The sequence below is a fragment of the Paenibacillus sp. JZ16 genome (genome assembly GCF_015326965.1).
In the GTDB taxonomy this organism is placed as follows: domain Bacteria; phylum Bacillota; class Bacilli; order Paenibacillales; family Paenibacillaceae; genus Paenibacillus_AQ.
In genome coordinates, this window is the sequence record NZ_CP017659.1 from 4294447 (window position 1) to 4315440 (window position 20994).

The following is a 20994-nucleotide window of genomic DNA, read 5'->3' on the forward strand; positions in this document are numbered from 1 at the left end:
CTCCTTTATCTTTTATTTACTTACCTACAGTTTGTAATGGAATGCTTCAGCCACGTTGAAATAAATCTATGAAATCAGCAGCCATCACCCCCTCTCATTGCATTGATTAGTCCATTCCTTTCTCAGATAACTGCTTTAGCTCAATTTTAATAGAATAGATCGTTCCTTTAGAGGTGAACAGCGCAGTCACGTCTGGAGAACCCGCTTTGGTGAACGTTAATGTATCGAACCGGTATTCAAGTTTGGATACGTTATAATCAGCCAAGTCCAGATTCATCCAAACTTTAGCTTGTTTCACGGCTTCCTCACGAATCTTGTGCAGCTCAATTGCTTTTGTTTTCTCAACCAAGTCACGATATTTATTTTTATCATCCACTTTATTGAGTTGATCCGACAACGGAAAGGCTACAACCCTTGTGATCTGATTCGTATTTTTTTGTACATCAATGAGGATAGAACCCTTGTCTGTGTTGTAGACGAACTTATATACGGGGTTTTGATTGGGTCTTAGGATCATTCGACTCACTGACCGTTTACTTTGTTTAAAATCCCCAACTTTATTAAAAATTTGATCCGCTGCATCTTTTGCAGCATCTGGAACCTGATTCTCTCCAATCGGTTGTGTCGCATAATACCAGTTACCTTCGTCAAATTCGATGGATCTGTTTTCGTTTCGCGCCTCGATGTGAAATGTGTTTGGTTTATATTCGTACATAATTACTTCATTAATTGCTTCTCCCTGAGGGAAAATCTCATTCCAAACCCTTTGCAGCTGGCTTTTAAACTCTTGGTCCTCAATGTCATCAAAGCGAATCATCCCCGAATGAAATTTCTTATTCCCATCCGAGCCTTGTACATAAAGTGTATCCGCCGTCTCATTTGGATTTACTTTCATTTCTTTGGCAAACGGATTAATATATTCAAGTAATGATAGCCGCTCTATGGCTTGAGCCATGACAGGAGTTAGAGACACACAAAGAGCAACCGATGCCGCTGCGATGACTCCCACTCTTCTTGTAAAGAATGGCTTTTGTCTTGACACGCTTTTGGATTCGAGCTTTTCTACAATCTGTTGACTCATGCTGTGCTCTGGCGTCTCCGTGTCCCGAATCATTTGCTCCACTTGGTGAATATTTACGGTTTTAGATGGATTAGGTGATCGACGCATTCACTGTCCCTCCTTCATTAACTTCCTTCGTCTGCAGTTTTTTGCGAAGGCGTTCATACTTTTTGCGCACGGTTGCTGGCTTCATATTCATGATTTCACTAATCTCGTTAAAGTTGTATCGCTGAATCGCACGGAGAACTAATATGTGTCTCTCTTCGGCAGTCAGTAAATTTAGAAAATCCTTCAGTGTAGCTTGACTGTCTATTTGCTGAGTTGAGGTTTCAGGCTGATCATATTTATAACGATCTATAAAACGAAACCACCTTTTTTTGCTCCTGATTTGATTCAGACTGTAATTGTAGGCAATTTTGTACAGCCATGCCGAGAAAATCATATTTGGACGATACTTATGTATCTGTTCATACACTTTGATAAATATTTCTTGTAGAGCATCCTCGGCTTCTTCCTTGTTTTTGAGCATATGATAACAATAGATATACATTGGTTTTTCAAAGTTTCTTATAATGGAAGCAAAAGCTTCCTTATCACCAAGCTTAGTCCTTTCAACCAGCATCTCGATTTCTTCCGAGTTTGATTTAGACTCTCCGTAATGTCTGTCCAAAAATCTTACCCCCTCCTGCCTACACTCTTAAAACACCAATGCAGCTCATTTTGTGACAGTTGCATCAAAAACAATTTGGAAATCATCGACCTTGAAATGATATAAAAGAAAAAGTATTTACTGGTATAAGGTATCTCTTAGGAATTATTTTTAAGTGAATTTAAACTACTTGCGATACGGTTCAGCTTACCGTCTTTATCGGCGAAAAATGCGAAAGGAGCATGCCGCAACATGCCCCTTTGTATTTTTTGATCATTTTATTTACTGAGGTTTCCCCCTTAGTTTTAAATTGAAGGAACCAAACAAAGCGGATTAGGGGAACCCTTGAAAGGTTGTCTCTAATCTTCCCATAATTTCATCCTGTATCTCTTAGTGTAGTTCCATATCTACCTCCGTCAGGGGGTTTCAGGAAAGCTGTTGAAGTCGCCCTTGCAGTGGATTCAATGTCTACCTCTAAACCGTTTAATCGCGTCCTCGGTCACCGGCTCGAAGAGGTTAAGAAGGTTGCCATCGGGATCGCGGAATAGCATAGAACGGTTCCCCCACGGCATCATGGTCGGTTCCTTTACCCAATGATCGACAAATGGCTTCAAGCGCACATATTCGGCTTCGACATCGTCGACGCGGAACTCAATAATGACCGTGCGATTATAGCCCCCCACTACGGAACCGACGCCGAATAGCTGCGCCGTCTGGGAGTGGCCGATTGCAAGGGTGCATGATGGCAAGGCGAGTTCGGCAAATACGGGCGCGGGTCGCTCCGCCGAAACCCCCATGACTTTCTCATAGAACTCGACGAGACGATCCACGTCGTCAGTAATAATGCGTACAGAAGCGAAATTCACAAGATACCATCCTTCCTAATAACAGGTTTGGCTGTGTCCCACAGCCGTTGTAAACATACATTTTCCTTATCTATCTCCTTTACATTTACCTGTCCAATTATAAAAAAACGCTACTGACAACCTTATGTCAGTAGCGTTTTAGAATTTTTGGGGTTTCCTCACGAATTTGATTTCGGAATCCATCTTGATGCTCTTTCATATCCTCTACGTAATGATAGTTCGATTCCTTCACCTTATCTGCGATGTCATGGTTAAATCGAAGGCATACTCGCTAGTGGCGATCATCAAAAGGTGTATACCCCCTTAAGTCAAAATGCTCCGGGAGTTGCAGTTCCAGCACGATGGCCAACAAACGATCTGTTTTGTTCATTGACTGCTCCCTTGAAACGTAATACGGTACAACAGAAACTTGCCGCTACTTTCAATCTTTCAAAGCGGCGATGTCGAGCCCGCGCAGGCGCACCTGATCGGCTATCATGCCGATCTCAGTGATCTTGCCATCCACAACCGTGAATTCGAGAATGAATATCGGTTGTTCCAATTGTCCTGCGATGACACCTACCGATTCGTTCACAAGCACCAGCTCCATACTACGGGCACGAGTGGCGAATTGATTAGCCTGCTTTGCCACGTCATCTGAACCGCGAACAATCGGCACATTGGCGACTGGCGCGAACGCGGAGTCGTTTCGAAGTACGACATTCGGGTCCAATATCGAGAGCAGTTTCTCAAAGTCTCCGTTACGCGACGCTGCGAGGAATGCATCGACTAGCTCCCTTTTTCCCTGAAGCTCCGCAGTTTCCGAAGTCGATTCGGTCCCCTGGACTCGACGACGTGCACGGCTCGCAAGCTGTCTTGCTGCGGGCTCGTTACACCCGATAATGAAAGCGATCTCCGAGAAAGACACCGCGAATATATCGTGAAGTACGAACGCAATGCGTTCAGCGGGATTCAATTTCTCGAGGACAACGAGCATCGCAAGACCGACGGAATCAGCAATTACCGCTTCGTGCTCGGGATTGCTTCCGTCTTGATGACCTGTAACCGGTTCAGGTGCACCAGCCAACGCAAGCTCTTCCCGCCGCGACTTACGTGATCGAAGCATATCAAGACACACCCTCGAAATGATGGTTGTCAGCCATCCCCCCATATTCTCGACTTTGCTCGTATTTGAGCGGATAAGACGGATCCATGACTCCTGCACTGCGTCATCCGCTTCGCTCCGAGATCCGAGCATCCGGTAAGCCACCGCCTGCAAATGATTCCGATGCGCCTCAAATTGTTCGACAAGCCAGTTGTGGTCGTTCATGCGCCACAATCCCACCCTTCACTTCTTATTTACTTATTTGTCGATAGAAGCTCTGTAAATGTGACGGAGATGTGAGGAAAAAATTTCGATCAATCGGTCACGTTTTTTCGCACGCTTACGACATAGTTAGTGACAAGGGAAACCGGTCGTCAGGTGATGTGCTCATCGGTGCCCCGAGAAATCAAATTCTTAATTGGAGGAGTTAAAATGAAAACTGTAAACCCATTAGTAATCGTAGACCATTGTGAAGATGCATTAAAGTTCTATCATGAAGTATTGAACGGTGAAGTAAAGGTTCTCAACAAGAATGATGGTAAAGCGACATTCGCCCATTTTCTGTTAGATCATTCTATCATCCAAATTTCTGACTCCGCGGCAGTAGGTTATCCGGTAACCCCTGGCGGGAATCATCGAATCTACCTGCAGTTCGATAATGAAGAGGAAATCAAGACGGTATACGAAGCATTCAAGACAGGCGGAAAAGTTGATTCTGAATTACAAAAGACCTTTTTTGGCGCACTTCTTGCCGTATTGACTGATAAGTTCGGAGTTAATTGGAACCTGGTTTACTTTTTTGCAAAGTAGAAGTTCGGAGTGATTACTGACTGCTGGTTGAAGAATTATTTCATTTTTTTATTTTGTCATACTCGCAAAGTAAAATGAATGGGCGTCCAACTGGACGCCTTTTGTTCATCTAGTTCTACTTTTCGCTGTTACTTAGTACGGTTCTTCCTTATCATTTAAAGGGCGAAATCGAAGGCCACCTAATAGTTGTCAACGGGTGATGGCTGGAATGCGAGGTTCCAAGTTTATAGATTTCCTGTATGATGATGTTATGAATAGAATATTATCTTTTATGGATTGGGGTATATTCGCTCTTCGTTTATACCATTACATTTTGCTGTTGTCCCAGGCTCTGACGGTAAGTGAGTTTTCGATCCGAACGTTATTAGACGTGATCTGGCTGAGCATAGCCCTTGTCGTCCCTTTGCTGTTCTGGTTTCCTGGGCGCCGGACGACGAACAAATTCTGGTTTTGTATACTAGAGCTGTTACTAGGCGGTTCTTATTATGTGCATTCTGTGATTGATCCGGATCTGACTTCAAAAGCTGACTATTTGCTGCCGAGTCTTACAATGGGGTACTTATTGACTAAGCAAACCCTTTGGATCATCCCCGTCATTATTTTTATTCCATTTTTCTTTCAATCTTACCTCAGATTATCTTGGGAGCAAGCCCTAAGTATCGGAACAGACAATCTGCTATTCTGCTTCATTGGCATGTGGGCAAGCTTCGTCGCCAAGGCGTATAATCAGAAGAATACACTGGTGGCCGAAGTGGAACGTCAAAATAAACTGTTAACTCACTACTCGGCCGAGATCGAGAAAATGACTCTGCTTGAAGAGCGCAACCGCATGTCCAAGGAGCTTCATGATACACTGGGACATTCCTTTATCTCACTCATTCTGAGCCTTGATGCCTCTATTGCCCTTATGGATAGCAAGCCTGCCGAGGCCAAAGATCGATTAACTCGCTTAAGAACATTGGCTGAGAATAATTTGGACGAGATGAGAAACATCGTTCACGAGATGGGAGAAGAAGAGGAATCCAGTCTGATTCGACAGGTTGAATCCCTTGTGGCCCGTTTCCGGGAACACACGGGTACGGTCCTGACTTTGAGTCTGCCGGAGACAGAACGCTCCATACGTTTTGAAGTCCGGCAAGCGGTCCTTCGGGTCATCCAGGAATCCCTTACCAACGCATTAAAGCATGGAAAGGCATCTCAGCTTCATCTGGAGCTTACATTTTCCGAGAGCGATCTGCAATTGTCCGTTCGAAATAACGGGAACCCGATCGACAAGCTCAATTACGGCTTCGGCTTGACCACGATGAAACAGCGGGTTGAGCGGTTGGGTGGTCGCCTTCAGCTATTTTCTGTGAAGGGAACTCCAGCAATGACCGAAGTCCGATGTGAAATCCCGCTGAAAGGAATGATGCCGCATGGAGAAAATTAAGGTGCTGATTGCTGATGATCAAGAATTGATTCTCGAGAGTTTACATATCGTGTTGTCCATGGAAGAAGATTTGGAAATTGTCGGTTTGGCCAAGAATGGCGAAGAGGCACTGAAAGGCTGCGAGCAGTTTATGCCGGATATTGTGTTGATGGATATCAATATGCCAGTCATGGACGGCGTCGCCGCAACGACCCTGATTAAAGAACGAATACCTGCAACCAAAATCATCATGCTGACCTCCTATAAGGAAGTTGAATATGTATTAGCGGCGTTAAGCTGTGGAGCAGAAGGTTATCTGCTCAAAGCCCTTCATCCCAAAGAACTAGCTGCAGGCATACGGGTGGTTCAGGCGGGAGGGACTTTAATCTCGCAGGAAATGGCAAGTAAAATGATCAAGAGCATCAACAATACCAACCCTGCGAGAAATAATGAATTCGGGCTCACTGCCCGTGAAATCGAAGTGCTGCATAAGCTGGCTTCTGGCCTTCGTAATCAAGACATTGCCGAGGCGCTGTATCTTAGTGAAGGAACGGTCAAAAATTATATCTCCACGATTTATTCGAAGCTGAATGTAAAAGGAAGGCGGGAGGCCGCCCGTAAAGCCCGAGATTCGGGAATGCTGGATCATTCATAAGCCGATCCCCAAAAAGCTGGTGACTCATTAGAGTTACCGGCTTTTTTCGCATATAGCCATAGATTAAATGATGACAAAAGCGCACTGTCTCCTATGACTTTTTCAGCCTATACTCATAGCATCAACCAACCGAGGAGGCAATGTAAGACATGAAGAAAAAAGTGTCCGCAAATAAAGAGAGCCTGCAGAATGGCGGGAAATTAAGCGCTTGGAGTACATTTTGGCGTTTTCCAATCGTCTGGATGCTTGCGGGGGCTGTCGGTATTGTTGTCATAGATACGTTATTCCGGCAGCTGACAGAGCGAGTGGACGGGGTGATTTCCCTTGTCCTTACACTAGTGATGGGGTTGCTGGCCATCTTGGTTTATAAGCTTACGCTGACATACCTGGCCCGGCGTGCCACTCCGGAGATAGCTGGTCAGCGCGCAGGGATCGAAACCTTGCTGGGCGTGCTAACCGGGACAATCTTTATCGCAGGGACCGTCTTTATCATTATGGCGCTGGGAGGATACTCCTTTCAGTGGGCAAGTTCTGCGAATGCGGGTTCTGTTCTACTATCCACCATTGGAGCAGCTTTAGGAGCAGCCATTGTCGAGGAGCTTATCTTTCGCGGACTTATGTTACAAGCCATTGATAAACTGGGGGGAACACCGCTCGCGCTCGCTATAACCTCTCTATTCTTTGGAGTTGCCCATCTTGGCAATGCAGGGGCAACATTATGGAGCGCGTTCGCCATAGCCCTGGAAGCAGGCGTTCTGCTCGGAGCGGCCTTCTTGTGGCGTCGGAGCTTGTGGTTTGCCATGGGACTGCATTTTGCTTGGAATACTATTGAGGGTTTGCTTGGCATTCCTGTTTCCGGACACTCATCTGCCGGTCTATTTACGGTAGAGGTGAACGGTGCCTCGCTTCTCACAGGTGGCGATTTTGGACTTGAAGGTTCCATTGTTCCGGTTGTGGGCAGTCTTCTGTTGTCTATTCCTATGCTCATTGGGGCTGCGCGGTATCGAAGGGTTGACGCCCGGAACCTTCCTGTATCAAAGTAAACGGCAGACAAGTTTCTTCGAAGGCTATTCTATGCGGGATCCCTTGTCATGAAAAAGAAATTCATAATGCTTCCATTTACCTTGTACTCGACCTTACGTCAACGAGTATACTCAATGTAATATGCCCTGCCGAGCGATTTGTCCAAAGCAGGTGCCCCGCGCCAACTAGCCCAAACCATGGGCGATCTCGGCCTCACGGTCGATATTCTCATCAACAACGTAGGCTTCGGCACATACTGCCGCTTTGAGGATATGGATCCGGAGCGAGAGCAGGAAGAGATTATGTTGAACACCGCTGCGCTTGTCGACCTGACGCATCACTTTCTGCCCGGCATGTTGGGGCGCAAGGATGGCATCGTCGTAAACGTGGCTTCAATGGCCGCGTTTGCGCCTTGCGCCTATTCAGCTGTTTACGGCGCTTCCAAAGCATTCGTGTTATCTTTCACCGAAGCGCTATGGGCGGAAACCCGCGGACGCGGTGTCCGTGTACTTGCCCTGTGCCCGGGTGCGACGGATACAGGTTTTTTCGAGGCTGTCGGCAGCCGGGACAAGGCGGCGGGCAGCGCGATGTCCACCCCGGAGAACGTTGTTCAAGCCGGATTTCTTGGAATCGATAGAGGCAGCAGTTATATCATCGACGGGCGCAACAATTATATGGCGGCACAGTTGGGTCGTTTTCTTCCCCGACGCAGAGTAGCTTTGATCATGGAACGCATTTCGCGCCCCAAAGCACACTGAGGGGACATGAACAGTCAAATTGCTGACTTCCGTAATAAATGAAGCTGAGTTCTGTTTATCATTTCAAGCTTATCCCTATTCCCCATTCTATTTCTCCAGTTCTGAGGACTAATAAAACGCAAGCTGAAAACTTGCCGTCACTTATGATATGGTTCAGCTTAACGGGGCTATCGGCGAAAAATACTAAAGGGGTTCCCTTCCGCTGTTCCATATAAAAGATCATCAGCGGTTCGTACGGATGTACCTCCAATTCCGTTCCGTCAAAAAGTAGGCGGAGTAGCAACCGCTATTAGCAGCGTTTCGCCTTCCCAGATATTCTTATAACTATGGGGGATTCTGGCATCATAATAGATACTGTCCCCTTCTTCGAGCGTGTAACGTTCATTGCCCAGCATAAACTCCAAACGCCCGGAGTGGACAAATAGAAATTCCTCTCCATCGCTATGGCCGACACCAATGTCGCCGTAAGCCGCTCCTTCTTCCAACACTCCCCATATCGGTCCCATTCGGTTGCTGCTTCCTTGACTGAGCGCGTACCAGGTAATACGGGAACCTTCGGAATGCACCAAAGGTTTGCGCTCGTTTTTCCTAACGACAATGCTTCGTTTCTCCTCGCCAAACAAATCGGTAAAATTCACGTTTAATGCATTCGCTATGCGCTTCAGAACACTGATGGACGGATTCGCCTTATCGCGTTCAATTTCACTAAGAAAAGATAAGGATACAGAGGCTGCTTGAGCTACCTTCTTGAGCGTTAATTTATGTTTTTTTCGCGTGCTTCGAATGGCTTCGCCGATCGAATTCATATGCAAGTCTCCTAAATTTTCGATGTGATTTCGCTGTCGGCGAAATTTATAACTTTATAATAGGCGTAAACATGAGCAATATCAAGCCCTTTCACTAGTGCGAAATTACGGTGTAAAAACGTTGATTTGGCGCCATTATTGGACTAACATTTAATCAAGGTTGGCGAACGAATCTTACCCGGGTATCTGAGCATCGTTCATTTCAACAGAATCATTTTCATTTACAGCGAAATTTTTATGGATAATAAGAAACGAATCACATTGATGCAACGGCTTCCTTGTTATTGAGTTCAAAGAGATATGCCCGAAGGACGAAAGGAGTTAAAAGAATGACCGCTAAAATTCCCAAGGTCTATCGAGTCGGTGATGTTACCGTGACGCGTGTCACGGAGATGATGCTTGACGGTATTCCGCCAGAAGTATATTTTCCGGGATCGTGGAACCCCCTGTTCCTGGAGGAGAATCGGAACTCTCTTCCAGCTGGCCTGATCGATGGCAATTCTCAGCTTATCGTCAGCATTGGAACGTGGGTGGTGAAAACCCCGAAGCATACGATCCTTATCGATACGGCTACAGGAAACGATAAAAACTTGCCTTTAAATCCCGATCTCGCCAATCTCCAGCTCCCCTATCTCGAGCGGCTGAAGCAGGCTGGGGTTACACCGGAGGAAGTGGACTACGTTCTGCTGACGCATCTGCATGTGGACCATGTTGGCTGGAATACAAAGCTTGTGGATGGAAAATGGGTACCGACCTTCCCCAATGCCAAATACGTATTTCCCCTCGCAGAGCAGCAATATTACTCCAGCGAGGCCAGCCACAACGAGGCAAACGAAGCAAACTTTAACGTTTACGAAGAAAGCGTATTGCCTGTTGTTGAAGCCGGCTTAACGCAGACCATTGGCCCTGAGGGCGGGGAATTCCTTGATCTATTCACATTCATTCCGACACCCGGCCACAGCATCGGCCAAATGTCTATCCGTCTTAAATCCGGCGAAGAAGAAGCTTTATTCGGCGCCGATGTGATGCATCATCCGTTTCAGGTCTATAATCCGGAATGGAATTCAATGTACTGCGAATTTTCCGATCAAGCGCGTGTTTCACGGCTCCGGGTGCTGGAGCTCATCGCGGATCGCCCGGTCATTTATTTCAGTACGCATTTCCCCGGAAGTGCGGCGGGGTACGTGACTCGCAGCGGGGGCAAGTATAAGTGGAACTTTATTTAATACAGCCTGATAACAAAATCCAATACGGAAGGCGCTGAGCTTATGACAACCCATGATTTTCTTAAAAATAACCTTATCGTGACCGAAGACCTGCATATCCCGAGCGATACGCCGGGAATCGAGCTTTATGTACGAAATAAACGTCCCGCTTCCATGAATACCTTCTCTAACGAAAAAACAATCGTAATGGTTCATGGCGCTACCTATTCAATTGGCAGTCTGTACGATGTGGAGCTGGACGGCTTCACTTTTCTGGACTACCTTGCCAGCCATGGCTATGACGTATACGCCGTGGACGTTCGCGGCTACGGCGGCTCGACAAGACCGCCTGAGATGGAGCAGTCTGCCGACCTTAATCCGCCGCTTGTCCGCACGGAGACAGGTGTCCGGGATTTTGGTACAGCCGTGGACTACGTTCTGAAACGCCGGAATTTGACGAAGGTCAACATACTGGGAATGTCTTGGGGGGGAACCGTTGCGGGAGCTTATACCAGCCAAAACAACGAGAAAGTAAACAAGCTTACGCTTGTTGCACCGCAATGGCTAAGCTCCAAACCGGTTCCGATCGATACCGGAGGCCCGCTCGGTTCGTATCGCCTTGTTGCTGCCGGCAACACGAAGGAACGCTGGCTTAGCGCGGCGCCAGAGCATAAACGCGGTGAACTGATTCCGGACGGCTGGTTTGAACAATGGGTCGAAGCCACTCTTGCTTCGGATCCGGGGAGCTTAACCGATCATCCCGAGCATATCCGGGCGACCAACGGCCCTATCCTGGATATCCGCGAATACTGGACGGTTGGCAAAGCTTTCTATGATCCTAAGGATATCACGGTTCCCGTCCTTCTTGTCCATGCCGAGTGGGATATCGATGTCCCTCTTGAATTGGCGCAGAGTTTCTTCACTTCCCTGACAGGAGCCGCCTACCGCCGCTGGGTGGAAATCGGTGAAGGGACGCACATGGTATTGCTGGAGAAAAACAGACTTCAGGCTTTTCAAGCCATTCGCGGTTTCTTGGATGAAGCATACGCGCCGGCGAAGTAAAGCTGCCGCTGCACAGTCGGACTCTAAGATTATATTGCTTGCCTAATGAGGGGCCCGGGCTGTCGCCTCGGGCCTTTTTCTTCACCCATTTATCAAAGAGACGAAAGAGGAATTAAATACGATGAGCCATATCGCTATTACAACAACACAAGCACCCGCAGCTATCGGCCCTTATTCGCAGGCCATCGCTTTAGGAAATGCCGTCTATACGTCGGGCATGCTTCCGATTGATGCCGAAGGAAATCTGAAAGAAGGCATCGTTGACCAAACCCATCAAATAGTAAAGAACCTGCAAGCCGTTTTAGCTGAAGCTGGATTATCTTTAGCAGACGTTGTAAAGACATCCGTTTTCATGACGGATTTAGAGCATTTTCAGCAGATGAATGAAGTGTACAGCCAATATTTCAGCGATCATCACCCTGCCAGAACAACCGTAGAAGTGTCTAAACTTCCAAGAGACGCCAAGATTGAAATAGAGCTTATCGCAGTCAAACGCAATTAAATCCGCTCCATTATCCTTTATTTCTGTGAAAGAAGGCGCATCTGCTTGCGAACTTATTTGCTTCTCTTGTTTTGCGCAGCCCTTTACGGGAGCAACTTCGTCTTAGGCTCGCTGCTGCTGGAAGCATTCCCCGCCTTGCATCTGTCGGCATACCGGCTTCTGGTTTCATCGGCGTTCCTGCTTATTTATTTGGTTGCAACTCGTGGCTTGGCGAAGATTACGTTCCGCGACTTCGTTTATTTGGTCCCCTTCGTTCTAATCGGGATGCTGCTTCACCAAGTTTCTTTCTTTACAGGTCTCCGGACAACGGACGCAACCACAGCTTCGCTCATCTTATCGTTAGCTCCAATTTTTACGGCGCTATTTGCCCGCTTATTTTTGAAAGAGCCGTTAACGAAACGCATGGTTGCAGGCTCGATTGTCGCCCTCACCGGTGTCTTCTTCGTGGTTGGAACTGGCGGAAGGATGAGCACAGCCATTACCGAAGGCGTCTGGATCATGTTTATCTGTATGTTGGCATTGTCGGGATCTATGATCCTCATGAAAAAGCTGACGGAACGTATGGATGCGTTTGTCGCAACGGTGTATACCACCGTACTCGGCTGCATCTCGGTATACCCGGTGGCGGTCTGGAGCGAGCCTAACGTACAATTACAGCCTCACTTTTGGTGGTGGGTTCTCTTGGTCGGTTCGGCGCTGCTTATTCAGGGCTTATGCGCCGTAATCTGGAATGCGCAGATTCGCAAGGTAGGGGCGGCTAAAGCCTCCCTGTTTCTGAATTTACAACCGTTTGTCGCCATGATTTTAGGTTATATCACGCTCGGCACCCCGATTTCCTTAACGCAAGTGGCAGGATCTGTTCTCATTATTTCCGGCGTAGTTCTAGCCACTATGCAGGGACAGAGAACAAGGAAAACAGAAGGCGATACACTGAAAATATCTTCTGCCAAGAGGTAAAAAGCCTGCGCTGTAATCGAGGCTCACTAGAAAAAGATGGAGGTCTTACGACAAGCCAAAGGGAGCGCCTTATATCATGGCTCCCTTTGGCTTTAGGTTTAGGGCCATCCTTTTGCGGGATGGCCCTTTCTTTGATTCGCTTGATCACGCCTTTTAGATTCTTACTTAGATTCGATGCGACCTAATGGATTGGCACCCTCCTCCAGATCTTTCCGGGCTGCCAACCAGCTTGAATCGTCGAGATTGAGCGCATCGCGAAGGTAAGACCACGTGAGCTGCTGGAGCAAAGCATCTCGTTCGGGGTTCTCGTCCGTCGTCTCCGCGACGTTGTACCCGGAGATTCCGCCAAGTATATGTTCTGCACCGAAGAGGGTGAGCAGGCTTTTACTGCCCGGGCTCAGGAAGTAGGGGTCTGTGAACCAGTCCGGCCCCTTCCACCAAATAACGGAGGGGGATTTTGCTTCAGCAAGCAACAGTCCCCTCTAGGTACCCCATCGTTCTGTACTCCAAAAGCAAGCAGCTGCCCGTTTATACCGACTTTTCCTCCGAGTAAGATTCATCCCAAACTCATGCCTGGAAAAGTGCCCTTCCAAGAACTCGGGTATCTCCAATAAACTTGCCCTTATTTATGATACGGCTCCCCCCGGTTAATCTTCACCGCCCGGTAAATCTGCTCCACCAGCACCAGCCGCATCAGTTGGTGCGGCAGGGTCATCCGCCCGAAGCTGAGCTTCGTCTGGGCGCGCTTCAGGACGTCCTCGGAGAGGCCGTTAGAGCCGCCGATGACAAAAGCCACGTTGCTGGTCCCGTACGTGCCCAGCTTGTCCATATGGGCCGCCAGGTCCTCGCTGGACCACAGCTGGCCGCCGATCGCCAGGGCGATGACATGGGCGTCTGGCTTGATATGGCTGAGAATGCCCACACCCTCCTTCTCCTGCACTTGGCGCATTTCCGCTTCGCTCATGTTCTCTGGCGCTTTCTCATCCGGCACCTCGTGCACGGACAGGCGCACGTAAGGCGCAAGACGCTTACTGTATTCGGCAATGCCCTGCACCAGGTACTTCTCCTTCAACTTGCCTACGCATACCATCTGTATATTCACGGCGTTTTTTCGCTCCTTAAACTCTGCTGTTATGTCGTTCATTCTAACATTGTACCGCCACCAATTAAAGGACATACACAGACCCCGACCTGCCTTCCTACAGCAAGCTCCCACATTTCCTTTTCAATACAAAATCAATCCAGCAGAGCATTAGAGTTTTGAGAATCGCCAACTCATTAACTTCTAAGCTTGCTCGACCGAGTTTGACCAACTTACATCGATTATTGAAAAAAGCCACTCTACCTAAGAGTGGCTCTTCTCTTCCTATCTATTTTAAAATGATCGGCAGCTCTTTCAGCGCGAACATCATCGTGCTATCCATCCGTGCCAGTTCTACCGAGCGATCACGACGAAATTCGGGATAACGGTCCAGCAAAGTCTGAAGGGCAATCCGGGACTCCATACGGGCCAGCTGGGAGCCCATGCAGTAATGAATGCCGCTTCCCAAGCCCAGATGCGGGTTCGGGTTGCGGTGGATGTTGAATACATCCGGCTGATCGAACACATCCTCGTCATGGTTGGCCGAGGCCATCCAGATATAAACGTACTGCCCTTGCTTCAGCTCCTGCCCCCGCAGCACCGTGTCCTGCTTCACGCTGCGGAACATCACTTGAACAGGCGAGAAGTAACGGAAAACTTCTTCGATTGCCCCTGGAAGCAGTGCTGAGTCTCCAAGCACCTCTGCACGGACCTCAGGCAGACTGTCGAAGGCTAGCGCGGCCGATGAGATCAGATTGGTTGTCGTTTCATTACCCGCTACGAGGAGGAGAATACAGAACCCGATAATCTCCAGTTCGGTGAGGTGTTCATTGTCGATACGCGCCTCCACCAGCTTCGTGATTAGATCCTCCTGCGGATGGCGACGGCGGTCCTCGGCGATCTCCGAGAAGTATTCGCTCATCTCCCGCTGACACTGATAATAATCCTCCCCATTGTCACCCACCAACGCGTCCGACCAGGCCTTGAACCGTTCCCGATCTTCCATCGAAACGCCGAGCATCTCCGCGATCACCGTGATCGGCAGCGGGCTTGCGAGATCGGCCACGATATCCATCTTCCCCTTCTTCTCCGCTTCGTCCAGCAGGGATGTCGTAATCTCCTGGATCTTAGGGGCAAGCGATTCGATCATGCGAGGCGTAAAAGCATGGGATACCAGCTTACGCAGCTGACGGTGCTTCGGAGGGTCCTGCCGAAGAACACTGGATTCAATGGGATCATCGGAAGAAGAGCCCCCTTGGGAAGAGAACACTTCGTAATTCGTAAAGACGGCTTTGACATCCTCGTATTTAAAAACATTCCAGGCCCCATGACCATCCATTGTCGTTACCGGAGATTCCGTTCTCATCTGGCGGAACCATTCCAGCGGGAGTAAACCGTTCTTATTCCATTCCATGCTTAACACCTTCGCTTTCCATCGCAAGATTTGAACTGACTGGTCAGTTATACATAATTAAAAAAGAAGGCCTTGCTTATTCAAGCGATATAAACAGGCCTTGGGTAATCATCGTAAAGGCAAACCGCTCCAGATCCTCTCGCGAATACCGATCTTGATGATTCAGGTAATAATTGCAGGTACTCTCCAGCGTACCGACAATGCTGGCAGCGGCCAAGTCGGGATCAACGGCACGGCACAAGTTCTCCTCACACTGACCTTCCTCAATCATCCTTGCGAGAAAGTTTAAATAATTCCTTTTTAGCTCCTTTAACTCATCCAGGACATCCTGCTCGATGCCGTTCGAGATCTCATTAAACACGATGTGCGAGAAATGGCGGGATTCGAGAAACAGATCCAGATGATGGCGAATGGTGCGTTGCATCTTCTCCTTCATCGGCAGGGAGGAATTCAGATCTGCCTCTGTCCGCTGCATGATATCTTCGAAGCCCTGCTTCACCACCGTCTTGAAGAGCTGGGATTTACCCGGGAAGTTATAGTACAGAGTCCCTTTCGCGACCTGTGCGCGGGCGGCAATCTCGTCCATGCTTGCGCGGTGATATCCGTTCTCGGAGAATACTTCAATGGCTGCTTGAATAATTTTATCTTTGCTCACAATTGGATCTGCCCTTTCACATCTATATTTCAGTTCATCGTACTTGTTCTGACTGGTCAGTTCAAAAATAAGATACCACGCTGGGAATAATTAGTCAACCGAGGGACATGCCTTACCATTACCGGAATTCTTGCTCATATATTTCGATTCTTATGCTGATTTCCGTGGTATCCTATACATATGGCCCAATACAGTGTATATTTCAACAGTGCTGGTAAACAATCAGCATATAGGGACAAGAATATACCGTAACGGAGTGATTGATTGAGTAAATCCAAGGGCAAGGGCGGAACAGGCAGAGGCACGGGCAAGAAGGGCTGGAGCCGCTGGGATGCAAGTGCGAGAAGAGCGAAGAGTAAACCCAAACCTTATACCAGTAAAGGGGCCAAGCAGGCAGACGGTACATCGGAAGCCGAGAATCATAAAGGTACCCCATAATGAACATATGGTACAGATCGACCTGATACATCATATTAAAGGAGATGAACGGATTGGACAATCAAGAATTGATAACGGATATGCCCGAGAATTATGAGGAGCTCAAAAGCTCCGCCAACCGGAACGCCAATTGGAGAGAACGTTTAGATGCGGTGGAAGCGTTAGGAAATTGGAATAATCAGAAATCCATTGATATTTTGCTGCATAGACTGAATACGGATGCGGTTTATCAGGTGCGAGAGGCAGCCTATCGTAAACTCCTGGCCTTTGGTGAGGACGTGCAGATGCCGGAAAGACCCAAAGGCGAGCTGATGAAGGACGTTTCAAAGGTGCTGCTGCGCATCAAAAAAAGCCTTCCTCGTGACCACACGTATGAAGACTTCAAAGAGAAATTAAAAAAGATGAGGGTCGACATCTACGATACGTACGAAGGTGACAAAGGCGCTGACTTTGATCGCTGGCTGGAACAAACCTGGTCTTCATTATTAAGACGATAACAGCGCGTCAAGCCTTCCGGAGCTGACTATGTATATGAGAAATCCGGTTATGTTATACTGAACACAAATATTAGTTATAGGAGTGGTACTCTGAGAAAGCAAAAGCCCATGTCGTTTGATGATCTGTTGAAGGAATTACAAGGCCAAAAATCGGTACAGGAGGATCCGGATAACATCTCTCTGGAAAAGCTGTTCAATGAATCGTTTATGCGTAAACATTCATCCCACAGCAGTTTTGGGGATTTTGTCGTAAAAGGTAACTTCCAAGTGGAAACGCACGAAGATATCGATAACATTCCGGATGAACTGTTTGACCGTCATGTTTCAAGAGAAACCGATTTCCCGGATTGGAAATCGATGCTGGAGCAGGCAAAAGCCGATTACGCGGCTGCCATTAAGTAAATCATGATAAAGTCGCTGCAATAACGCAGCTATGATCAGGGGCCCCAAGGCCCCTTTTTCTATTCCATCCGCCATCCGTGCTGGCATATGACATGATTCCCCACGCTCACTCGGACTTGGATTCCGATTCCGTCTCCGCCTTATCCCTAAACTTCTTATAGAGCTTCGTAATATTCGTCGTATTGATCTCGATGTTGTGCTCGTAAGCATATTTCACTGCATATCCCAGCGCCAAGGTGGTAGCACCCGCCACCGTCGCTCCGGCGACCGATCCCGCTCCAGGGAACACCTTCACGATCTGCCGAAAAATGCTCTTGCCGATATTGCCGAATATCGTAGCGATGACCAGTTCCTTTGCCGTCTCCTTGCTGATCGGCCTATTGTACAACACCGCAAGTCTGGTAAGCAGGCTCACCTGAATGCCGGTAATCGGAATAATATCCGATCCCGGAATAGGTGATGCGCCTACCGCTCCTGCCGAGATCGAGGCTCCGATAATCCATCCATTGGCAGTTGCCGACTTTTCCTTGATACTTTTGGCAAAGAGAATGTCTTTAGACTTTTTTTTAAGCATCTCCAGAATGCTGCTCCGCAGCTGGTCGATATTCTCACCCGTCCGCGAGGATACCGGCGCAACCTCATAGCGCCCCCCGGTCTCCTTCTTGATCCGCGCCACCAGACGGTCGATTTCATCTGCGGCATCAATTTTATTCAGCACGATCAAGATGTTCGTGTTCACGGCCTGAATCATCTCGAAGGACTTCTTCTCCGCCTCGGAGAAGACAGTGCCCGCAGCGTTCAGGAAGAATAGAACGATATCCGCTTGTTTATAGTATTTCAAGGTTATCTCCGAGTTCGCGGTGTTCACATCATTCAACCCGGGTGTATCCATGAAGTAAATATGCTCCTTGTACTTATGCGGTTTAATTTCCGTCGTTTCTCCAGGCTCTGCCCCGACGCCAGCAACCTCTTCACCCACGATCCGGTTCATGGTGGAGGACTTGCCTGTGTTCACATCACCAATCAGAACGATGAGAATTTCCTGCTTCAGCTGACGGTTGATTTCATCCATTTCCTTCTCATAGGCCGCATCAGCTGCCCGGCTGATCTCGTCTTCCCATGATCTACTGTAGTCACCCATTACTGATCGTCTCCATTCACGATAGGTTATCGCGCCTCGTTGTAATCTATACATCCATCATACACTATGAAGGTCTGTACAACGAAGCCGGTTGCTCATTCCAGAGACAATGATCGGAATGTTTGGCCGTACTTATTATTTACCTCTTCGCCCATTCCATGAAAAGGCTGTTGATGAACGAAGCCGCGACTCAAGAAAGTCTAAACAAAAAAAGCGTGAAATCATCACGCTTTCTCATTCGCATTATTTATTTAATTAACATGTTCACGTTACACAACTAAAAACTCAGCATGCTTCTCGCACTCCGCGCACTTCACCGGTGGGTCCCAGTCCGAAAACTCGGTCTCCTTCAGATCAACAATATCCGGGGCATCCTCATATTCATCCACGAAATTTTCGATCGCTAGTTCCACATGTTCCTTGCATACGACGTACATTCTATGCATCCTTTCTATCTTTCGCCTCATGTTGTGTTTATCTTCAAACCAGTATAGCCACTCTTCTGTTCTACCACACTCTACGAGAAAAAGAAATGTTTTTAACCCATTTGCTCACCCCGGCCGGTTTTCTATCCATAAAAGCTTCCTGTCTATCCATGGATTTCACATCAAAAGTCCTTATGACCCACCATCATTTCTATGCGGACAGCAAAAAAAGAGCGTAATCCACGCTCTTCTTCGCGGCCGTTTCACGGCTCGTATCTAACCTTTTTCAAATCTCTCTATATTGGATACTATTCAACGCTAACCATTATATATACCCATGAAATGCTGCACGAAACAATGGACAAGCACGTTCACTCTAAAAAATCCGCAGTGATTCAGCCAACCACGTCAGCCGATCCAGCCTGCCTTATTCTCCAGGCTTTTCTTCCAGCTTCACCTTCAGCGACTGCAGCTTGCCGTCACGATAGAAGGTCACGTCCATGTCTTTGCCTACCTTCGTGTTATAGTAAAGGTGCTTGCGCAGCTCCAGCGTCGTCGTAATCGGCTTGCCATCCAGCTTGACAATCACGTCATTCAGCTGCAGACCCGCATCCAGCGCAGGTCCAAGCGCATCCAGCACGACCACGCCTTCGGTTACCGTCTTCGGCAGCTTGAGGTCCTCTTTCTCTTTCTTGCTCAGCGGAGCATACGGATTACCTAAGTCTACGGTATATACGCCGAGATAAGGGCGTGCAATATGCCCCTTCAGCATCAGCTCGGTTACAATCTCCGTAATTTCATTGACCGGAATCGCAAACCCAAGCCCTTCTACGCCGGTGTCCGCGATTTTCATCGTGTTGATGCCGATAACTTTACCGTTCAAATCCACTAGAGCGCCCCCGCTATTCCCCTCGTTAATGGCGGCGTCGGTCTGAATGACCTCCTGCTCCCAATCATAGATGCCATCCTGGTTCAGGGATACCGGTATTACGCGGTTCGTGTAGCTGACAATCCCGGATGTGAGCGTGTCGCCCAAGCCCAGCGGGTTGCCGATGGCGATGACGGTTTCGCCGAGGCGAAGCTTGGAGGAATCCCCAAACTCTGCAACCTCTCCGATGCCCTTACTATCAATCGACAGAACGGCAATATCACTAACTTTGTCTGTGCCGACCAAGGTCGCCTTCTTCTTCTCGCCGCCTACCAGCACAACTTCTAGGGAAACGGCACCATCAACGACATGGTTATTCGTAATCACAAAGGCTTTGCCCTCGAGTTTCTTAAAGATAACACCAGAGCCCAAGGTGTCTTCCTGTGAGCCGCCGAAATCATCTCCAAAATCAAAATCCTCACCGAAGTCGAATCCCTCCGGAAGCTCAAAATCCCCTTCTTCCTCTGGCAGGGTACCGAAATCCTCTTCCAACCCTTCTCCCTCAAGGCCTTCCTCTTCTGGCATCGCGGTCTCTTTATGTGTCAGCACACTGACAACAACCGGTCGCACCTTCTGAGCAACGCTAACAATCCGTTCATAGGGATCCCCATCGGACTTGGACAGCTGATGGCTGCCATTAATCAAGGTAACCGGTGAAGAGGTCGCAGGATGGCCTGTTATGAAGCTAAACAGCATCACCGCAATCAGAGCACTGCACACAGAACTGATCGCGGAAATCTGGAATGTGGATAAACCCTTTTTACGGCGGGTCGTCCGCCACTTCGTTCGCTCAGGTCGGTCCTCGCTGGTATTTTTGCTCCGTCTGGAAATTTTAGTTGAATAGAAATCATCGTCAAATAATCCCATTGCGATCCCTCTCTCCCCTTGGTTGCTACGCGTCAAGATACTTTAAGCTTCAGACCCTCCGCCATTACCGACTGACCTATGAAATCATCTTGTCGTCATAACAACCTGCCCTGTACCCAGTGTATCTAGCTTCCTATGAAATCGGCAGCGTGCCACCTGTTATATATCTCTCTACTGTAAAGACTATTCAGCGGCCCAAAAAGTTGCATTTTTGAGCATTCTAATTAAACTTTTATCGAAAATTCGCTCTACCACGAATATTTCAATCCATTGCCTGAAATTTGGTCCCATAAAAGGTATG

At 48.1% G+C, this 20994-nt stretch carries 23 protein-coding genes and 1 pseudogene; 12 read left to right on the forward strand and 12 right to left on the reverse strand.

Annotated features, from left to right (window positions below; all coding sequences use genetic code 11):
• Positions 1 to 106 precede the first annotated feature (106 nt).
• From BJP58_RS19485 to BJP58_RS19500, 4 genes are all read right to left on the reverse strand, one after another.
• A complete protein-coding gene (locus BJP58_RS19485) occupies positions 107 to 1168 on the reverse strand; it encodes a hypothetical protein (RefSeq protein ID WP_194540242.1) in 1062 nt (353 codons plus the stop codon).
• Complete coding sequence (locus BJP58_RS19490) at positions 1152 to 1730, reverse strand: RNA polymerase sigma factor (RefSeq protein ID WP_194540243.1); 579 nt, start codon at positions 1728 to 1730, stop codon at positions 1152 to 1154. The genes BJP58_RS19485 and BJP58_RS19490 overlap by 17 nt, the downstream gene beginning before the upstream one ends.
• A 440-nt stretch (positions 1731 to 2170) precedes the next feature.
• The gene (locus BJP58_RS19495) at positions 2171 to 2575 is read right to left on the reverse strand and encodes a VOC family protein (RefSeq protein WP_194540244.1); all 405 of its coding nucleotides are present in this window, start codon (positions 2573 to 2575) and stop codon (positions 2171 to 2173) included.
• A 421-nt stretch (positions 2576 to 2996) separates the two neighbouring features.
• Complete coding sequence (locus tag BJP58_RS19500) at positions 2997 to 3884, reverse strand: sigma-70 family RNA polymerase sigma factor (RefSeq protein ID WP_194540245.1); 888 nt, start codon at positions 3882 to 3884, stop codon at positions 2997 to 2999.
• Positions 3885 to 4091: 207 nt separating this feature from the next.
• On the opposite strand from BJP58_RS19500, the gene BJP58_RS19505 reads away from it, so the two are divergent.
• From BJP58_RS19505 to BJP58_RS19525, 5 genes are all read left to right on the forward strand, one after another.
• On the forward strand, positions 4092 to 4469 hold the full coding sequence (locus BJP58_RS19505; RefSeq protein ID WP_194540246.1) for a VOC family protein: 378 nt from the start codon (positions 4092 to 4094) through the stop codon (positions 4467 to 4469).
• A 250-nt stretch (positions 4470 to 4719) separates the two neighbouring features.
• Positions 4720 to 5898 (forward strand): sensor histidine kinase, encoded by a 1179-nt coding sequence (locus BJP58_RS19510; protein ID WP_194540247.1) that lies wholly within the window; start codon positions 4720 to 4722, stop codon positions 5896 to 5898.
• Positions 5885 to 6532: a response regulator gene (locus tag BJP58_RS19515; protein WP_194540248.1), complete on the forward strand. Its 648-nt coding sequence runs from the start codon at positions 5885 to 5887 to the stop codon at positions 6530 to 6532. The genes BJP58_RS19510 and BJP58_RS19515 overlap by 14 nt, the downstream gene beginning before the upstream one ends.
• 149 nt (positions 6533 to 6681) lie before the next feature.
• On the forward strand, positions 6682 to 7575 hold the full coding sequence (locus BJP58_RS19520) for a CPBP family intramembrane glutamic endopeptidase (RefSeq protein WP_194540249.1): 894 nt from the start codon (positions 6682 to 6684) through the stop codon (positions 7573 to 7575).
• Between the two features lie 138 nt (positions 7576 to 7713).
• Complete coding sequence (locus BJP58_RS19525; protein ID WP_267907810.1) at positions 7714 to 8313, forward strand: SDR family NAD(P)-dependent oxidoreductase; 600 nt, start codon at positions 7714 to 7716, stop codon at positions 8311 to 8313.
• Between the two features lie 260 nt (positions 8314 to 8573).
• Here the strand turns inward: BJP58_RS19525 and BJP58_RS19530 are convergent, their stop codons facing one another.
• Positions 8574 to 9119, reverse strand: coding sequence for a helix-turn-helix domain-containing protein (locus BJP58_RS19530; RefSeq protein ID WP_194540250.1), 546 nt, complete (start codon positions 9117 to 9119; stop codon positions 8574 to 8576).
• A gap of 329 nt (positions 9120 to 9448) precedes the next feature.
• Here BJP58_RS19530 and BJP58_RS19535 point away from each other — a divergent pair, with 329 nt between their 5' ends.
• From BJP58_RS19535 to BJP58_RS19550, 4 genes are all read left to right on the forward strand, one after another.
• The gene (locus BJP58_RS19535; protein WP_194540251.1) at positions 9449 to 10345 is read left to right on the forward strand and encodes an MBL fold metallo-hydrolase; all 897 of its coding nucleotides are present in this window, start codon (positions 9449 to 9451) and stop codon (positions 10343 to 10345) included.
• A 42-nt stretch (positions 10346 to 10387) separates the two neighbouring features.
• The gene (locus BJP58_RS19540; protein WP_194540252.1) at positions 10388 to 11386 is read left to right on the forward strand and encodes an alpha/beta hydrolase; all 999 of its coding nucleotides are present in this window, start codon (positions 10388 to 10390) and stop codon (positions 11384 to 11386) included.
• Positions 11387 to 11507: 121 nt separating this feature from the next.
• Positions 11508 to 11888, forward strand: a complete 381-nt coding sequence (locus BJP58_RS19545) for a RidA family protein (protein ID WP_036618341.1) — start codon at positions 11508 to 11510, stop codon at positions 11886 to 11888.
• A gap of 45 nt (positions 11889 to 11933) precedes the next feature.
• Complete coding sequence (locus tag BJP58_RS19550; protein WP_194540253.1) at positions 11934 to 12845, forward strand: DMT family transporter; 912 nt, start codon at positions 11934 to 11936, stop codon at positions 12843 to 12845.
• A gap of 161 nt (positions 12846 to 13006) precedes the next feature.
• Here BJP58_RS19550 and BJP58_RS19555 read toward each other — a convergent pair.
• The 4 genes and pseudogenes from BJP58_RS19555 to BJP58_RS19570 form a co-directional block, all read right to left on the reverse strand.
• Positions 13007 to 13279 (reverse strand): annotated as a pseudogene (locus tag BJP58_RS19555) (chlorophyllase); the annotation flags it as partial.
• Positions 13280 to 13467: 188 nt separating this feature from the next.
• Positions 13468 to 13947 carry a 23S rRNA (pseudouridine(1915)-N(3))-methyltransferase RlmH gene (rlmH, locus tag BJP58_RS19560; RefSeq protein ID WP_194544997.1) on the reverse strand — a complete coding sequence of 160 codons (480 nt, stop codon included), beginning with the start codon at positions 13945 to 13947 and terminating at the stop codon, positions 13468 to 13470.
• A gap of 268 nt (positions 13948 to 14215) precedes the next feature.
• Positions 14216 to 15340 (reverse strand): cytochrome P450, encoded by a 1125-nt coding sequence (locus tag BJP58_RS19565; protein ID WP_233354701.1) that lies wholly within the window; start codon positions 15338 to 15340, stop codon positions 14216 to 14218.
• A gap of 76 nt (positions 15341 to 15416) precedes the next feature.
• Positions 15417 to 15995, reverse strand: coding sequence for a TetR/AcrR family transcriptional regulator (locus tag BJP58_RS19570; RefSeq protein ID WP_194540254.1), 579 nt, complete (start codon positions 15993 to 15995; stop codon positions 15417 to 15419).
• A gap of 264 nt (positions 15996 to 16259) precedes the next feature.
• Here BJP58_RS19570 and BJP58_RS19575 point away from each other — a divergent pair, with 264 nt between their 5' ends.
• From BJP58_RS19575 to BJP58_RS19585, 3 genes are all read left to right on the forward strand, one after another.
• Positions 16260 to 16433, forward strand: coding sequence for a DUF3934 family protein (locus BJP58_RS19575; protein WP_098749563.1), 174 nt, complete (start codon positions 16260 to 16262; stop codon positions 16431 to 16433).
• A 44-nt stretch (positions 16434 to 16477) separates the two neighbouring features.
• Positions 16478 to 16930 (forward strand): HEAT repeat domain-containing protein, encoded by a 453-nt coding sequence (locus tag BJP58_RS19580; RefSeq protein ID WP_194540255.1) that lies wholly within the window; start codon positions 16478 to 16480, stop codon positions 16928 to 16930.
• A gap of 108 nt (positions 16931 to 17038) precedes the next feature.
• Positions 17039 to 17332: a hypothetical protein gene (locus BJP58_RS19585; protein ID WP_071219362.1), complete on the forward strand. Its 294-nt coding sequence runs from the start codon at positions 17039 to 17041 to the stop codon at positions 17330 to 17332.
• 106 nt (positions 17333 to 17438) lie between these two features.
• Here the strand turns inward: BJP58_RS19585 and BJP58_RS19590 are convergent, their stop codons facing one another.
• From BJP58_RS19590 to BJP58_RS19600, 3 genes are all read right to left on the reverse strand, one after another.
• Complete coding sequence (locus BJP58_RS19590) at positions 17439 to 18473, reverse strand: GTPase (protein ID WP_194540256.1); 1035 nt, start codon at positions 18471 to 18473, stop codon at positions 17439 to 17441.
• 269 nt (positions 18474 to 18742) lie between these two features.
• Positions 18743 to 18910: a CxxH/CxxC protein gene (locus BJP58_RS19595; RefSeq protein WP_006207301.1), complete on the reverse strand. Its 168-nt coding sequence runs from the start codon at positions 18908 to 18910 to the stop codon at positions 18743 to 18745.
• A 415-nt stretch (positions 18911 to 19325) separates the two neighbouring features.
• Entirely contained in the window at positions 19326 to 20693 is a 1368-nt protein-coding gene (locus BJP58_RS19600) for a S1C family serine protease (protein ID WP_194544999.1), read from the reverse strand.
• Positions 20694 to 20994: the final 301 nt, after the last annotated feature.

What these genes read in the sequence shown, in the direction of transcription:
- BJP58_RS19485 (WP_194540242.1), bottom strand. Translation starts at nt 1,168, where the DNA reads ATGCGTCGATCACCTAATCCATCTAAAACCGTAAATATTCACCAAGTG.
- BJP58_RS19500 (WP_194540245.1), bottom strand. Translation starts at nt 3,884, where the DNA reads ATGAACGACCACAACTGGCTTGTCGAACAATTTGAGGCGCATCGGAAT.
- BJP58_RS19505 (WP_194540246.1), top strand. Translation starts at nt 4,092, where the DNA reads ATGAAAACTGTAAACCCATTAGTAATCGTAGACCATTGTGAAGATGCA.
- BJP58_RS19510 (WP_194540247.1), top strand. Translation starts at nt 4,720, where the DNA reads ATGAATAGAATATTATCTTTTATGGATTGGGGTATATTCGCTCTTCGT.
- BJP58_RS19515 (WP_194540248.1), top strand. Translation starts at nt 5,885, where the DNA reads ATGGAGAAAATTAAGGTGCTGATTGCTGATGATCAAGAATTGATTCTC.
- BJP58_RS19520 (WP_194540249.1), top strand. Translation starts at nt 6,682, where the DNA reads ATGAAGAAAAAAGTGTCCGCAAATAAAGAGAGCCTGCAGAATGGCGGG.
- BJP58_RS19530 (WP_194540250.1), bottom strand. Translation starts at nt 9,119, where the DNA reads ATGAATTCGATCGGCGAAGCCATTCGAAGCACGCGAAAAAAACATAAA.
- BJP58_RS19535 (WP_194540251.1), top strand. Translation starts at nt 9,449, where the DNA reads ATGACCGCTAAAATTCCCAAGGTCTATCGAGTCGGTGATGTTACCGTG.
- BJP58_RS19540 (WP_194540252.1), top strand. Translation starts at nt 10,388, where the DNA reads ATGACAACCCATGATTTTCTTAAAAATAACCTTATCGTGACCGAAGAC.
- BJP58_RS19545 (WP_036618341.1), top strand. Translation starts at nt 11,508, where the DNA reads ATGAGCCATATCGCTATTACAACAACACAAGCACCCGCAGCTATCGGC.
- BJP58_RS19565 (WP_233354701.1), bottom strand. Translation starts at nt 15,340, where the DNA reads ATGGAATGGAATAAGAACGGTTTACTCCCGCTGGAATGGTTCCGCCAG.
- BJP58_RS19580 (WP_194540255.1), top strand. Translation starts at nt 16,478, where the DNA reads ATGAACGGATTGGACAATCAAGAATTGATAACGGATATGCCCGAGAAT.
- BJP58_RS19585 (WP_071219362.1), top strand. Translation starts at nt 17,039, where the DNA reads ATGTCGTTTGATGATCTGTTGAAGGAATTACAAGGCCAAAAATCGGTA.
- BJP58_RS19590 (WP_194540256.1), bottom strand. Translation starts at nt 18,473, where the DNA reads ATGGGTGACTACAGTAGATCATGGGAAGACGAGATCAGCCGGGCAGCT.
- BJP58_RS19595 (WP_006207301.1), bottom strand. Translation starts at nt 18,910, where the DNA reads ATGTACGTCGTATGCAAGGAACATGTGGAACTAGCGATCGAAAATTTC.
- BJP58_RS19600 (WP_194544999.1), bottom strand. Translation starts at nt 20,693, where the DNA reads ATGGGATTATTTGACGATGATTTCTATTCAACTAAAATTTCCAGACGG.